Source organism: Glutamicibacter soli, from assembly GCF_052322135.1.
Lineage (GTDB): Bacteria > Actinomycetota > Actinomycetes > Actinomycetales > Micrococcaceae > Glutamicibacter > Glutamicibacter soli.
In genome coordinates this window covers 3,789,533-3,804,233 of record NZ_CM125969.1, presented here as the reverse complement: position 1 = coordinate 3,804,233, position 14,701 = coordinate 3,789,533, and the positions used below count along the sequence as shown (strand labels likewise).

12 protein-coding genes and 1 riboswitch are annotated in these 14,701 nt (G+C 62.4%); of the genes, 7 read left to right on the top strand and 5 right to left on the bottom strand.

What is annotated here, in order from left to right; translation table 11 throughout:
• Positions 1-20 precede the first annotated feature (20 nt).
• Complete coding sequence (locus ACTX90_RS18035; RefSeq protein ID WP_053799233.1) at positions 21-599, bottom strand: dihydrofolate reductase family protein; 579 nt, start codon at positions 597-599, stop codon at positions 21-23.
• 78 nt (positions 600-677) lie between these two features.
• On the bottom strand, positions 678-2,282 hold the full coding sequence (locus ACTX90_RS18030; protein ID WP_047120532.1) for an AMP-binding protein: 1,605 nt from the start codon (positions 2,280-2,282) through the stop codon (positions 678-680).
• Between the two features lie 243 nt (positions 2,283-2,525).
• Here ACTX90_RS18030 and ACTX90_RS18025 point away from each other — a divergent pair, with 243 nt between their 5' ends.
• Positions 2,526-3,698, top strand: coding sequence for a helix-turn-helix domain-containing protein (locus ACTX90_RS18025; RefSeq protein ID WP_047120531.1), 1,173 nt, complete (start codon positions 2,526-2,528; stop codon positions 3,696-3,698).
• Between the two features lie 979 nt (positions 3,699-4,677).
• Here ACTX90_RS18025 and ACTX90_RS18020 read toward each other — a convergent pair.
• Positions 4,678-5,112, bottom strand: a complete 435-nt coding sequence (locus ACTX90_RS18020; protein WP_047120529.1) for a hypothetical protein — start codon at positions 5,110-5,112, stop codon at positions 4,678-4,680.
• A 410-nt stretch (positions 5,113-5,522) separates the two neighbouring features.
• Entirely contained in the window at positions 5,523-6,032 is a 510-nt protein-coding gene (locus tag ACTX90_RS18015) for a protein kinase family protein (protein ID WP_047120528.1), read from the bottom strand.
• 1,028 nt (positions 6,033-7,060) lie between these two features.
• On the opposite strand from ACTX90_RS18015, the gene ACTX90_RS18010 reads away from it, so the two are divergent.
• Positions 7,061-8,851 carry an NAD(P)-binding domain-containing protein gene (locus tag ACTX90_RS18010; RefSeq protein WP_443442641.1) on the top strand — a complete coding sequence of 597 codons (1,791 nt, stop codon included), beginning with the start codon at positions 7,061-7,063 and terminating at the stop codon, positions 8,849-8,851.
• Positions 8,852-8,940: 89 nt separating this feature from the next.
• Here the strand turns inward: ACTX90_RS18010 and ACTX90_RS18005 are convergent, their stop codons facing one another.
• Positions 8,941-9,765 carry a DMT family transporter gene (locus ACTX90_RS18005; RefSeq protein ID WP_443442640.1) on the bottom strand — a complete coding sequence of 275 codons (825 nt, stop codon included), beginning with the start codon at positions 9,763-9,765 and terminating at the stop codon, positions 8,941-8,943.
• A gap of 142 nt (positions 9,766-9,907) precedes the next feature.
• Between ACTX90_RS18005 and ACTX90_RS18000 the strand changes: the two genes are divergently transcribed.
• The 5 genes from ACTX90_RS18000 (at position 9,908) to ACTX90_RS17980 (ending at position 14,517) form a co-directional block, all read left to right on the top strand.
• Positions 9,908-10,462, top strand: coding sequence for a helix-turn-helix domain-containing protein (locus ACTX90_RS18000; RefSeq protein WP_047120526.1), 555 nt, complete (start codon positions 9,908-9,910; stop codon positions 10,460-10,462).
• A 351-nt stretch (positions 10,463-10,813) separates the two neighbouring features.
• Positions 10,814-10,930, top strand: a riboswitch (SAM riboswitch).
• 97 nt (positions 10,931-11,027) lie between these two features.
• A complete protein-coding gene (locus tag ACTX90_RS17995) occupies positions 11,028-11,528 on the top strand; it encodes a flavin reductase family protein (RefSeq protein WP_047120525.1) in 501 nt (166 codons plus the stop codon).
• Positions 11,529-12,129: 601 nt separating this feature from the next.
• Positions 12,130-13,485: a replicative DNA helicase gene (dnaB, locus tag ACTX90_RS17990; protein WP_113607317.1), complete on the top strand. Its 1,356-nt coding sequence runs from the start codon at positions 12,130-12,132 to the stop codon at positions 13,483-13,485.
• A 61-nt stretch (positions 13,486-13,546) separates the two neighbouring features.
• Positions 13,547-14,287 (top strand): ZIP family metal transporter, encoded by a 741-nt coding sequence (locus ACTX90_RS17985; protein WP_047120524.1) that lies wholly within the window; start codon positions 13,547-13,549, stop codon positions 14,285-14,287.
• A gap of 53 nt (positions 14,288-14,340) precedes the next feature.
• Positions 14,341-14,517 (top strand): hypothetical protein, encoded by a 177-nt coding sequence (locus tag ACTX90_RS17980; protein WP_443442639.1) that lies wholly within the window; start codon positions 14,341-14,343, stop codon positions 14,515-14,517.
• The last annotated feature ends 184 nt before the right edge of the window (positions 14,518-14,701 follow it).

Here is a 14,701-nt window from a genome sequence, read left to right as displayed (position 1 = left end):
CTCTCAGCCGCCGGGGGCGGCTAGCCGTGCCGGGTCGGGCGGTAGGTGAATTCCTGGATGCTGCCATCCAGCAGCCGGGAGTCGACAAGCTCCAGGTCGTAGTCGTCCACCCCGGCGAACACCGGCGAGGCGCCGTTGCGGCCGGTGAGCACCGGGAACACGGTGACCTGGATGAAGTCCACAAGCCCGGCGGCCAGCAGCGAGTGGTTCATCGCCAGAGAACCGTGGGAACGCAGCGGCACCGCGGATTCGGCCTTGAGCCGGGCCACCACGCACAGCGCGTCCTCGCGTTCGAGCACCGCGTCGGGCCAGTCCAACGGCTCGGACAGGGTGGTGGAGATGACCGTGGCGGGCTGCTCGTGCATGGCGATGCCCCAGGGGTCCTCGACTTCCGGGTTGTCCGCGATCTCGTTCCAGAAGCGCTCGAAGAGCCGGAAGGTGTTGGCGCCGTAGACCATGCGGCAGGCCGGGGTGTAGAGCTGCAGCCGGCGCTCGAGCAGCTCGGGGCCCTGCTTGCCCCAGTAGCCGCCCCAGTCGCCGCCGGCGCTGCCGAAGCCGTCCAGGGAGCTGAAGACGTCGAAGGTATAGGTTGCGGGCATGGCGGACCTTCCGGCCGGTAGGCTATGCGGTGCGCCAACTCTACGCCGTTGCGGTGCGCCGCGGAACCCCGCCGGGGCTTATCCGGCGGCCTCTTCCAGCGCCTGCGCGCGCAGCACGTTCTTCTGCACCTTGCCGGTGGAGGTGCGCGGCAGATCCTGCGGGAACACGATGGTGCGCGGCACCTTGTATCCGGCCAGGCGCTCACGGGCGAAACTGATCAGCCCCTCGGCATCCAGCTGCGAGCCGCTGGCGCGGATCACGTAGGCCACCGGGCGTTCACCCCACTTTTCGTCCTGCACGCCGACCACCGCCAGATCCAGCACCTCGGGGTGTGCGGCCAGCGCCTGCTCGACCTCGATGGTGGAGATGTTCTCCCCGCCGGAGATGATGATGTCCTTGGCGCGGTCGCGGACCTGGATGTAGCCGTCGGGGTGCATCACGCCCAGGTCCCCGGTGTGGAACCAGCCGCCGGCGAAGGCCTGCTCGGTGGCCTGCGGGTCGCGGTAGTAGCCGATCATCACGTTGTTGCCGCGCAGCACGATTTCTCCCATGCTTTCCCCGTCGGCGGGCACGTCGTTCATGTCCAGGTCCACCACGCGCGCGGATTCGGCGGTGATCATGCCGACGCCCTGGCGGGAGAGCCGCTCGGCGCGCTCGGCCGGCGCCAATTCGTCCCAGGCGTCCTGGTATTCGCAGATGGTGTACGGGCCGTAGACCTCGGTCAGCCCGTAGACGTGCACCACCTCGATGCCCAGCTTCTGCAGCTTGGAGATGATGGCAGGCGAGGGCGGGGCCCCGGCGGTGGTGATGCGCAGCGGCTCGGCCAGCTCGTGGGCGCGTTCGGCGTCGGCGATGATCGAGCAGACGGTCGGGGCGCCGCAAAGGTGGGTGGTGCCCAGGTTCTCGATGGCGTCCCACACCGAGTCCTCGCGCACCGCGCGCAGGCACAGATGGGTGCCGCCGGCGGCGGTGACCGCCCACGGGGTGCACCAGCCGTTGCAGTGGAACATCGGCAGGGTCCACAGGTAGCGGGTGGCGGAGTTCATGCCCTGGTGCATGGCCTCGCCCAGCGAGTTCAGGTAGCTGCCGCGGTGCGAATAGAGCACGCCCTTGGGTTTGCCGGTGGTGCCGGAGGTGTAGTTCAGCGTGATCGGCGCGCGCTCGTCCTCGACGGAATAGGGCAGCTTCACTTCGCTGGCCTCCGCCAGCAGCTCGTCGAGCACCGCGTCCACCGCCACGTCGGGGCGCCGCCCGGTGAACTGGTCGTCGGTGAGCTCGATCAGCGCCTGCAGCGTGGGGTTCTCGGCGCGCAGCATCTTGGTGTTGCCCAGCAGCTCGGTGTCGGCGAAGAGCAGCTTCGCCTCGGAGTGGTCCATGATGTACTGCAGCTCGTGGGCGGACAGCCGGGTGTTCAGGGCGATCAGCACGCCCCCGGCCAACGGCACGGCATAGTGCGCCATGAGCATCTCAGGGGTGTTGGGGGCCAGCACGGCCACGCGGTCGCCGGGGGTGATGCGCTCGCGGATGACCTGGGCGAAACGATGGATCCGGGCTTCGAGTTCCGCGTAGGTGTAGCTGCGGGTACCGTGCAGGACTGCCTGCTTGGACGGGTAGACCTCGGCGGAGCGCTCCAGGAAGCGCAGCGGGGTCAGCTCGGAGTGGTTAGCGTGAGTCATGGCCATGGGGGTGACGTCCTTTGATCTCTGTACCTGTCACGTAGCACCGCCCGCGATCCTGTGAGCTGGCGCACGTCCAACAAATATCGTGGCATGAAACGCAGGTTCAATTCAAGAAACGTAGTTTCATGTCGGTATGCGGAGGCAATGCCGCGCCGAACGCACCACCGCGCTCTGGGCGCTATGGAAGCAATGCCGCGCCGAAAAACAAGTCTTTTCCTGCGCATGAATGCGTGTCATCCTCTATGAATGACACCTGCCCGCCCTCCGGCCGCTCCGAGCCTTCAGGCAGCGCTTGGCGCCGGCGTGGATCCGCTGGGTTACGCCCGCCAGCTGCTGCCGCTGCACCGCAGCTGGTCCGAAGGAGCGCGCATCCAGCGCGAAGTTCGCCCGGTCATCGCGCGCTCCTGGGAGCGGGCGCAGGGCCGCGGCGGCGAATCCCGCCCGTTGCCGAGCGGCGAGCTGGCAGCGCGCCAACGGGAGAATAATGAGCTGTCGATCCTCGGCGAGCTGCTGAGCGACCGGCTGCTGCCGATGGCGGGTCAGGCAGAGAACCAGCTGGTCATCGCCGACGGCGAGGGCTACATCCTCACGGTGCTCGGACCCCGCGCGGTGCGCAGGCAGAGCGATGGGATCGGATTCGTGGCTGGCGCGCGCTGGCGTGAAGCGGATGTCGGAACCAACGGCATCGGCACCGCCATGGCCGAGCGGATTCCCGTGCAGGTTTTCGGCCCGGAGCACGCCCGCGAGGAACAGCATGCCTGGGTGTGCACCTCGGCGCCGATCGTCAGCCCGGCTACCGGAATGCTCACTGCCACCGTCACACTAGCCGGTTCATTCCGCACTGCGCACCCGCACACCCTCGCGTTGGTGTCCGCGACCGCCCGCGAGGCGGAGGGTGAGCTGCTGCGCGTGCACCAGTTGAAGCTGAACGAACTGCGCGACGCAGTGGACCAGCCGGCCGATAACTACGTGCTGGTTGACGAGCAGTACGCGGTAGCTGCCAGCCGTGGTTTCGACTGCCCGGTGCGGCTTTCGGCGATCGGCGGATTGCACGAGGGAAGCGTCTGGGTGCGCGGGCTGGGCGCCATGCACGCGGCACCGGTGCCGGGCGGATGGATGTTGCGCCCCATCGCCGAGCAAACCGTCTTGGAATTGTGTCCCAGCCCGATGCCGCGCGCGGTGATCTGGGTGGGATCAGAGCGTACCGAGGTGCCGCTGAACTCCCGGCATTGGCGGATCCTGCAGCTTCTGGCCCGCCGGGAGCAGGGGGTGGATGCGGCCGGGTTGCGCCAGCTCTGGCAGGAACCGGTAACCCCGGTAACCGTGCGTGCCGAGGTCTCGCGGCTGCGGGCCAAGCTCGGCGGGATCATCGCCGCGCGCCCTTACCGGCTGACCGTTCCAGTGGTTTTACCTGGTTGAGAAGAAGTTGGGATCGTACCTGCCAGCCGCGGCCGCGATCGGATGGGTGGTCGCTTCAGGCGCGGGAGAGCCGGTTCCGACCGGCTCGCAAGTCGGCCAACGAAACTGCTGGCTATCTGGGCATGGGCCGCAACCGGGGGAACAAGATGTCTACCTGTTGGCGTTCGCAGCGGTTGATAGTGACGCGTTCCGTCTTATCGGCAACGGGTAGCAAGCAGCTACGGTGTTTTGAGGCCGCATCGCGGCGCGCGTTGGGTCCTGAGGGCGAACGCCGCGGAGCGTGGATCCGTCGTCGGCTCGGGGGCTGGTCACAGGGTTTCGCAATCATGGAAGACATTTGGTTGCAGCAGAAATCGGCGTATTTTTCCTTAGACTGCTAGGGGATCGCTTGCTTATAGGATGGTGCTGGGTAAATCCTGAAATCCTTGACCTATACCCATTGCCGAGGAGTAGGGTCGAAGGGACTTGCTATCTAGTGAACAATCCTGAAACTTATGACAAATAGACCTCGTAAAGACATCCATCTTTCCCTTACTGGCGACCAATATGACGATCTGACTAGTGCCTTAGAAACACAGAGGAACAGCTTTGAGCAGTTCGCTACCGACGCGAATAACGGATTTGGGTATCTTGATACCGCGTATTGGACTCAGCGGGTTACCGAGGTGCAACAATTGCTTGATACAGTTCGCCGGCTGGCCCTGGGGGCGAATCCGGAGGTCGTGAGGCACGAGGCGCAAGAAAACGCGACCAAGCACGCGAGTCCGGATTCCGGGACCGAGATCGGCCCGCAAGGCTAGAGGCTAAGGACGGTGGCGGGGAATACTTACCGCCAGCCAGCCTGCAAAGCTGCGAGGGGGTAGCGCATGGGGCCGGCATTCCAGCACCTCGCGGTAATTGCCATGGCAGAACCGATAACAAGTCTTGATGTCCGCAGGCATAAGTGTCGCAGTTTGCAGGCTTTTAACTGCCTTGGTGACTAACCACTGAAACGGTGTGCGTAGGTGGGGCTCTCGGTGGCCGGACGGAACGCAGGGATCGGGTGCGCCACTGAGCTCGCATCCCAGTACTTGGCTCGGAAGGTGACTAGCCCATCTTCTTCGGCGCGCTCGAACAGATCTTGGATGTGGGTCGAATCTTTCTCGACCGCGGCGTTTCGCAGGGCTGGGTTGGGGGTCGAGACGTAGAGGAACTTCAACTCATCGAGCTTGGCACTGAGCATGGCTACCAAGACCGGGCGGCCGTGCATGGAGACTAGGCCCATAACATCATTGAGAGGCTCCGTGGGAATCGACATCACTATTGGCATTCCCTGGACCCATCCGTAGTTCGTCAGGTGTTGGCGCCCCTCGCGGGAACCGAGCAGTTCACTCACGCGCTCGGCGGTTTTGGTGCGTACGATACGTCCTGGCATTGGTACTACCTCCACTGTGTTCTTGAGTCTTCCGAGTGATCCCCATCAACTTGGAACAAGTCACCATGCAAACCGGCTACCTTTCATCCTGCCTGTTTGCGGTGTTATTTCTACCCTAAAAGATTAGGCCACTGAAGGATAGTTCGGCTTTATCGCTTAATAAGCATTCGTGAATGCGCCAAGGATCTTCCGTGGCCATACCGCTTTAAGAATGGAGGAGTCCCTGGTTTGATCGACGCGCGTAGCGCCTAGTCAGTAGATACTTCAGAATATGAGAGGCTTACGGATTAGGGGTGTGTTTTTACCATTCTTACGCGGCGCAACCCTTATCAGGATTCGCGCAGGTTAGGAATGATTTCGTTCTTCGTAATCTAATTGTGATAAGACGAAATTAATTTCCGCAAGTCATGTCAATTGGTATAGGGATGGAGTGGAATTTCATGGATGGCAGCACTGTGTGACCAGAATGCCACCCGGAACGGAGTGAGCCGGCTTTTGGGATGTCTGACGCAAAGGTCTTGAATTGTCGACTCAGGAGAGACCGGCTCCACGCGCGTGAAGATCGGACTCGGGACACTGATGTGCCATAACTGCAGATCATTGTTTTGGCCATCAATGCGTACCAGAAGTACAGCGCGCCCGTGCACGGAGACTAGCCCCATGATGTCTTCCACACGTTCACAGGCGTGGGCGAAAACTACTGGCATGCCTTCCATCCATCCATATGAGGTGAGATGCCTCCTGGCTTCGGGGCATCCGAAGAGTTCTTGCATGCGCTGGGCAGCAGGGGTGTGAAGTTCTGGGATATTCATTTGTTCCTCCGCCGACGGCAGCTTGCCGAGAAAGTGGTCGTTCACGAAGTCCGCTGTGAAGTTGCGGAAAGGTTCCCCGTGTTTCGCTTTTCGGCGCTCGGTGATCATCGTGGAGTTTCTCTCTGAGGGTACCGCTTAAGTTTATAAAATGAGATACCACGCCCTGGTGAATCACCTATGCCGTCTTGCCCGTAGGGCTCCGTCCTTTCCTGTAATACTGGGCGGTGGCGACGTGACGATGCCACGCAGGCCGAAGCGAGAATACACGCGGCGTAGTTGCCATCTGTGCACCCCGTCCCCGACCGTGTCCAGCGCGGCTATCACGGAATTTTTCAATGCCTCAGCTGGCAGCGCGGCAGGGGTCTTTCGGCAGACTCCATCACCGTCACCCCGTGGCCCGCGATGATTGCATGATCTGTGCCTGCGCCCTCTTCGGGCCCTGGATTTCTGGTATCAGTGCTGGCGGCGTATTTGCGATGATCAAACTCCGTCCGGGCGAGATGGTCATTCCGGCGAAGCCAGGGCTGAAATCCCGTGGGCGAGCGCCCTGATCCACGCTCTTGCGGTTTCCTGCGCGCCGTCACGTTGCTTGGGGCAGACCGTGGATCCGCCGGAGTCAGATTGGCGCCCGGCCAGGGGCGCCAGTTGGCTGTGGAAAGTAAGCCGAGACCGGCTCTGGCGGCCCCGGGGCATTCAGCATCCGCGAGTACTGCCGGTTTTTCCAAGTCCTTGAATCCTTGGCGTGGCCATCGTTTTGGCCGGAGGAGCCACGCGACTGCTGGTGTCATGATTGTGCGGCCAAACGACGAGCAGCATCGCGGTCACTGCGCGGGGCAACACTGGCCCCGCGGGCGGTGTTCGCGCTCCGCCGACGAGCAGGAAACTGCTTGATGGATCTAGGGTGCCCTGTACCCGACCCGTCGGTGCTGCGTCGTTGGCTGCATGGTTTTCTGCGCTTGAACGAGGCCAACGATTTGCCATCCATGAAGCCAATGGTCGCGAACGAGAGCCCTTCGGCGCGGTTGCAACCTTTTGCAACCCTTTCGAATTGTGATCCACCTCATATTCTGGATTCCACGCGGCACAGCTGGCGCCGCACCATCCCAATGGTTCCAGGAAGAAATGAAGTGATGACGATGGCTGAGAACTCCCCGGAAGTCCAGGCGCAAGCATGGCTGTCCAAGTTGCAGCAGGCGCTGGAGGCCGACGATTCCGCCGCCGCGGCGCAGTTGTTCGGCGAGGAATCCTATTGGCGCGATCTGACCGCGCTGACCTGGAATCTGCACACCGCCGAGGGGCGCGACGGCATCCAATCCATGCTGCTGGGCATCGACTCTGGCGCCTGGCCGCGCAACCTGCAGGTCACCGGAGCTTCGGAAGCCGACGGCATCATCGAGGCGTGGTACACCTTCGAGAACAACGCGATGCAGGGCAAGGGCCTGTTCCGGCTGCGCGACTCGCTGGGCTGGACCATGCTTTCCACCGCTCAGAGCCTGCGCGATTTCCCCGAACCCTCCGGCCCGCGCCGCACACTGGGCGCGGACCACGGCGCGGCCATGGTCTCGGAGAACTGGCTTGACCGGAGAAAGAAGGCGCAGCAGTCCCTGGGCGTCACCGAGCAGCCCTACGTGCTGGTCATCGGCGGCGGCCAAGGCGGCATCGGCCTGGGAGCACGGCTCAAGCGCATGGGCGTGCCCGCGCTGATCATCGACAAGCACCCCAAGCCCGGCGACCAGTGGCGTTCGCGCTACCACTCCCTGGCCCTGCACGACCCGGTCTGGTACGACCATATGCCGTACATCGAGTTCCCCGACCACTGGCCGGTGTTCACGCCGAAGGACAAGATGGGGGACTGGCTGGAGTGCTATACCAAGCTCATGGAACTGGACTACTGGTCCCTGACCGAGGCCGTCAGCGCGGGCAAGGACCCCGAGTCCGAAGGCTGGATCGTCCAGGTTCTCCGCGACGGTCAGCCGCTGACCCTGCGCCCTACGCACCTGGTCATGGCCACCGGCATGTCAGGCATCCCGAACCTTCCGCAGTACCCGGGCCAGGAGATCTTCGCCGGGGAGCAGAACCACTCCTCGACCCACCCGGGCGGCGAGTCCTACCGTGGCAAGAACGTCGTGGTGATCGGCGCGAACAACTCCGCTCACGACATCTGCGCGGACCTGGTCCACAACGGCGCCAAGCCGGTGATGGTCCAGCGTTCCAGCACGCACATCGTGCGCTCCGAATCGCTGATGAAAACCGTGCTCGGGCCGCTGTACTCGGAGGAGGCGCTGGCCAACGGGATCGATACCGATACCGCGGACCTGATCTTCGCCTCGATCCCGTACAAGGTGCTGCCCGAATTCCACAAACCCGCCTTCGCCCAGATCAGGGAGGACGACGCGCAGTTCTACCAGTCGCTGACCGACGCCGGGTTCGACCTGGACTTCGGCGACGACGACTCGGGGCTGTTCCTGAAGTACCTGCGCCGCGGCTCAGGCTACTACATCAACATCGGCGCCTCGGAGCTGGTGGCCGACGGGTCCATCGCGCTGGCCAAGGGCGAGGTCTCGCACCTAACCGAACATTCAGTGGTGCTGGCCGACGGCACCGAGCTGCCCGCCGACGCGGTGGTCTACGCGACCGGCTACGGCTCCATGAACGGCTGGGCCGCGCAGCTGATCTCCCAGGAAGTCGCCGACGAAGTGGGCAAATGCTGGGGCCTAGGCTCGGGCACCACCAAGGATCCCGGGCCGTGGGAGGGGGAGTTGCGCAACATGTGGAAGCCGACCAGGGTCAAGAACCTGTGGTTCCACGGCGGCAACCTGCACCAGTCCCGGCACTACTCCAAGTATCTGGGGCTGCAGCTCAAGGCACGCTACGAGGGGTTGGACACTCCTGTGTACGCGCTCGCCGAAAGCTTCCACCGGCTCTGACGCGGGGATGCGTCTGGAGGGTCCTCGGCCCGCCCGGTTCGATGGTGCGACCGGGCGGGCCGAGGGCTGCGTGCCAAAGGTCTGCGGGCTTATTCGGTCAGGGCGTCCTGATTCGGAGCCTGAGCCTGATCCCGTGTCGTGTCCCCCGGTCTCGGTCGGATCTCGCTGAGCAACGTCCCGGCCACGATGACCGCCGCGCCGAGCAAGGCCAAGGCAGGCATCCGGTCACCGGCCATGCGGCCGAAGATTCCGGCCCAGACCGGTTCCCCGGCATAGATAATGGTGGCCCGGGCGGGGGAGACGGACTTCTGCGCCCAGTTCATGGTCGCCTGGATCAGGAAACTTGCGGCTCCCAGACCAATGGCAGGGGCGGCCCAGAGCCAGGAGAACTCGGGGACGGATTCACCGGCTGCCGGCATGGCGGAGAATCCGAGGCCGCCGGCAACAAGCAGCTGGATGACGGTGACCCTGCCCAGGTTGACCTTGCCGGCGTAGAAGCCAATCAACAGGATTTCTGCGGCCATGGGCAGGGTGCTGGCCAAGGTTGCGATCTCTCCAGGGCCCAAGCCCAGGGTGACGGCACCCGGTCCAGCCAGCAGCAGTAGTCCGACAAAGGCGAGACCCGCCCCGAGCAAAACCATCGTGTGGGGGCGCTGGCGAAAGACCAGCCATTGCAACAGCGGAACCATCGGCACGTACAGCGCTGTCAGGAACGCCGAAGTGCTGCTATTGATGGTTTGAAGCCCTTGGGTCTGCAGCCCATAACCCAGGAAGATCATCACGCCGATGGCCGTTCCGGCCCATAACTCCCTGCCGGTGATCCTGCGGAGCGACTTCGAGAAAATGGCCGCGGCGACCAAGCCTGCGATGACAAATCGGACGCCGACAAAGAACATCGGTCCGCTGTGGCGCATGGCCAAGTGAATCAGCAGGAAAGTTCCGCCCCAAACGGACGTGATGGCAAGGAGGGCGGCATCTTGCCTGCTGAGTGAAAAATTTTCCCGTATGGCAGAAATGTGCACCATTCTGCACATCATATAGTGCAGAATAGTGCACATGCAAGATTCCAGTGACTCTCCGGTTCTCCGCAACGTTGGATCCAATCTCCGCGACTTCCGAAAACGCGCGGGACTGAGCCAGGCAATTCTTGCGCAGCGCTCGGGGGTCAGCCGACGCACGATCATCAACCTCGAAGCCGGCGAGGCGAATATCAGCCTGGCGGGACTCGACCAATTGGCGGAAGCGCTGGGAATTCGCTTCGTTGATCTGGTGACCGCGCCTACTGCGGCCCGTTCCGAAATCAATGAACTGGCGTGGAAGGGGAGTAGTCCGCAGAGTCGGGCGATGCTGCTGGGGTCGGCCCCCGCCAGCGAAGAGGTGCAATTGTGGACGTGGGTGCTTGCGCCCGGCGAACGATATGACGCCCAGCCCGATCCCCAAGGCTGGTCGGAAATGATCTTGGTAGTTCACGGCAAGCTGCTCATTGAGTTCGCCTCGACGGTCCTGGACCTGAACGCGGGGGAACATGCAACCTACCCCAGTTCGCAGTCCTATTCCTACGTGAATGCCGGCGCGGAACCGGTGAAGTTCGTTCGAAACGTCATTTCGTGACGGGCGGGCTGGCCGCCAGCGCGGCGGTACTTCTGGCGGAAGAATCGCTGTGGACCGCCCGGGGGTGTCCGGGGAGTCGGGTTCTGCAAGTCTGTGGGGGCTTGGGCGACGCCTGCCCTCGGCATGGCAGATGTACGAAGCCAGCGGCTTGATTGCCTTGGCCCGCTGCATTCTTTGAAATCAAACCGCACAAGTTGGCTGGAGATGCGTGCAAAATGACTGAAACTTCCGAATAAAAGGATGATCGGAACACGGAAATTACCGAAGAAGTCGAACAATTTCTTGAATATTGCGATTTGAGAAGTGAAATGTTTGACCGTGCGGCGTAACGAGCAATATGGTTTTAACCAGAATCAAGAGCGTCAGCTATAAGCCCTGGCTTGCTGGCCGGCAACCCTCTCAACGGTAGTGGGGTGCTCCAGGTGAGGATTCGGTCCCACGCAAGAACGCGTGGCACAAGTACCGCACATCGAGTGTGCAAACATCTGGCAGCGCGCAGAAGTGAACTCCACGGGCTGTTGCCGGACGTTCCCGCTCGTTGGGCACGACCCGAAGGAATCGAGCCATGTCTTTGAATCAGGATCTTGACCCGCTGACCCTGCGCAAGGTTTTCGCGCAGCATCCATCAGGCGTCGCCGCACTCTGCGCCGTCATTGACGGGGAGAAAACCGGCCTCGTCGCGTCGTCCTTTACCGTCGGAGTATCGCTGGAGCCAGCCCTGGTCATGTTCGCGGTGCAGAAAACCTCCAACACCTGGCCCAAGCTGCGTGCCGCGGAGCGTATCGGCGTCTCGGTGCTCAGCGAGCGCAACGACGGGATTTGCGGGCAGATCGCCTCAAAGCACGGCGACCGCTTTGCCGGCGTAGATACCCATGAGACTGAGCAAGCCGCCCTGTTCATCCAGGAATCCACCCTCTGGCTGGAGACCTCGATCTACAACGAAGTGGAAGCCGGCGACCATTGGGTGATCTTCCTGGAGGTCCACGGTCATGACTTCTCCAACCATTCCCCGCAGATCTTCCACGATTCGCGATTTCACTCACTGCCAGTGCCCGAACTCGTTTAACTGACATCACCAGACGCTGCGGCGCGAAGAATCATCCTTCGCGCCGCAGCGTTTTTAATTCCAAACTGCGCAGCTCCGGGCCCGGATGCCCGGTATCCATGGACTGGAGTTCGCCGACCTGCGGGTTTCCACCGCTCATCACGCGATTATGACGGAGCTGCTATCCACAGCACTATCCACAGCTTTGTGGATAGCCTGTTGATTGGGGTTGATAACTTGTGAAAAACACCTTGATTCCGGGATTTTGGCTGTTGATAACGTTTTCGGAGCCTGTGTGCAGTGGAAAAAATTAACTCTCTATCCACAGCTGTGAAAACATAAATACCCAAGTCAAGTTCTAATGTCCGGCATTTAAGTGGGGTAATCCACAGGATTATCCCCACGTAGTGAACAGGGGAATCCACAGGAGGTTGTAGGTTATCCACATATTCTGTGGATATCAGGGTTTACCTCTGTTAATAACCCACCTAGTGTTGGCACTGGGAAAGACTATCCACAAGGGCTCCGGGCCCAACTGTCGGTTGGTGCTGACACGATGGACAGTTGCCGACATGGCAAAAGTGGTTTCCCGGCGGGTACATAGGGGATGGAAGTGTCTGTAATGAGCGCAGAGCCGATCTACGAAGAGCGAGCATCGGATGCGGGGCGCAAGCCGCCGCAGGATATCGAAGCCGAGATGTCGGTTCTTGGCGGCATGATGCTCTCCAAGGACGCCATTGCCGATGTCGTCGAAGTCCTTCGCGGCACCGACTTCTACCGTCCCGCCCATGAAGCAATCTACGAGGCGGTCATCGACCTGTACGGCCGCGGCGAGCCCGCGGATGCCGTGACCGTGGCCGACCTGCTGACCAAGCGCAACGAGATCGCTCGCGTCGGCGGAGCCGCCTACCTGCACAATCTGATCCAGCAGGTGCCGACCGCCGCGAACGCCGGCTACTACGCGGAAATCGTGCGCGAACGCGCCGTGCTGCGCCGCCTGGTGGACGCCGGAACCCGTATCGTCCAGATGGGCTACTCGCCCGACGGCGAGGTGGATGCCATCGTCAACGAGGCGCAGGCCGAGGTCTACAAGGTCTCCGAGAACCGCGGCAGCGAAGACTACGTGCGGCTGTCCGAAATCATCGAGGGTACCGTCGACGAGATCGAGAACGCCGCCAACGCCGGCGACGGCATCACCGGCGTGCCCACCGGCTTCTACGAGTTCGACGAGCTGACCCAGGGCCTGAAGGGCGGCCAGATGATCATCATCGCGGCCCGCCCCGCCGTGGGCAAGTCGACGTTCGCGCTGGACTTCGCCCGTTCCGCGGCCATCAAGCACAACATGGCCACCGTGTTCTTCTCCCTGGAAATGGGCCGCAACGAGATCGCAATGCGCCTGCTCTCGGCGGAAGCATCCATCCAGCTGCAGGACCTGCGCAAGGGCTCGGTGGAGGACGCGCAGTGGACCAAGATCGCGACCACCATGGGCCGGCTGAACGAGGCCCCGCTGTTCATCGACGATTCGCCGAACATGTCCATGATGGAAATCCGCGCCAAGTGCCGACGCCTGAAGCAGCGCAACGAGTTGCGCATGATCATCCTCGACTATCTGCAGCTGATGAGTTCGGGCAAGCGTGTGGAATCGCGCCAGCAGGAAGTCTCCGAGTTCTCGCGTAACCTCAAGCTGCTGGCCAAGGAGCTCGACGTGCCGCTGATTGCGCTGTCGCAGCTGAACCGTGGTTCCGAGCAGCGTACCGATAAGCGGCCCATGGTCTCGGACCTTCGCGAATCGGGCTCGATCGAGCAGGACGCCGACATGGTCATCCTGCTGCACCGCGACGATGTGTACGACAAGGAGAACCGTCCGGGCGAAGCCGACGTGATCATCGCGAAGCACCGTGCAGGTCCCACCAAGACCATCACCGTGGCATTCCAGGGACATTACTCGCGCTTCAGCAACATGTCCTCGGAAGGGTAGCCCCGGCCGGCATTTCCAGGGCACCTACTGGGTTGGCTGACCGCCAACTATAGTGGGTGTCATGTTCGTCTCCCTCCAAGCGTTGCTCTGGGGAACCGTGGCCGGATCAGCGCTGCTGATCGGGGCCGTAGCGGCCTGGTGGCTGCGAATTCCCCGGGTCTGGGTCTGCGCCGTCATGGCGTTCGGCGCCGGCGTGCTGGTCAGCGCGCTGAGCTTCGAGTTGGTGCTGGAGGCCTTCACCATGGGCGGGCTGGCGGCCACGGCCGCCGGGGTCGCTGCCGGCGCCCTGCTCTACTTCGGCGCCAACGCGCTGCTGGCCAGGCGCAGCCGCAAGAGAAGCCGCACCCAGGCAGGCAGCTCCGGATCCTCCTCCGGATCAGCCATCGCCGTCGGCGCGCTGATCGACGGCATCCCGGAATCCGTGGCGCTGGGCCTGGGGCTTGTCGCGGGAGCCAGCGTGAATCCGACCATGCTGATCGCCATTTTCGTCTCCAACATTCCCGAGGGGCTGGCTAGTTCGGCGGATATGAAGGCCTCCGGGCGCAGTAGCCGGTCGATCTTCGCCCTGTGGGGCTCGATCGTGCTGGCCAGCGGTCTGGCCGCCTTCATCGGGGCGATTGCCTTGGAGGGCATGCCTGCCGAGGTGCTGGCCTTCACCACCGCCGTGGCCGCGGGAGGCATCCTCACGATGATCGCCGACACCATGATTCCCGAGGCCTACGCGGTGGACCACGACTACACCGGGCTGCTGGTCACCGCCGGATTCCTCAGCGCCTTTTCGCTGCACGCACTGGGCGGATAGCCGCCGATCCCACGGGTGGACTGAAGCCGCCGCGGTTCTGCGAGAATGATTCCATGCCCCAGAACAAAAGCTCTCGTACCGGTGCGCCCGGCGTCGAGACCATCTACGCGCCGCAGTACCTGTCCACGACTCTGGGCATGTTCATCCTGGTGTTCCTGGTCGCGTTCGAGGCCATGGCGGTGACCACTGTTACTGCGCGTTATGTGTGGTTCGCAATCTTGCAATCATGAACCGATAAAGCATGCACACGTTTAATCACTTTGCAACGATGCGATTCTCGTTACGGAGCATTTATAACAATTCGCAACAGGTGCAATTTTTCTGTAGTGTCTATTGTTCGGATAGATACATAGATACTATGTAACTGTCAACATTGTTATCCACAGAATCTGTGGATAACAAGATTGCGACCAT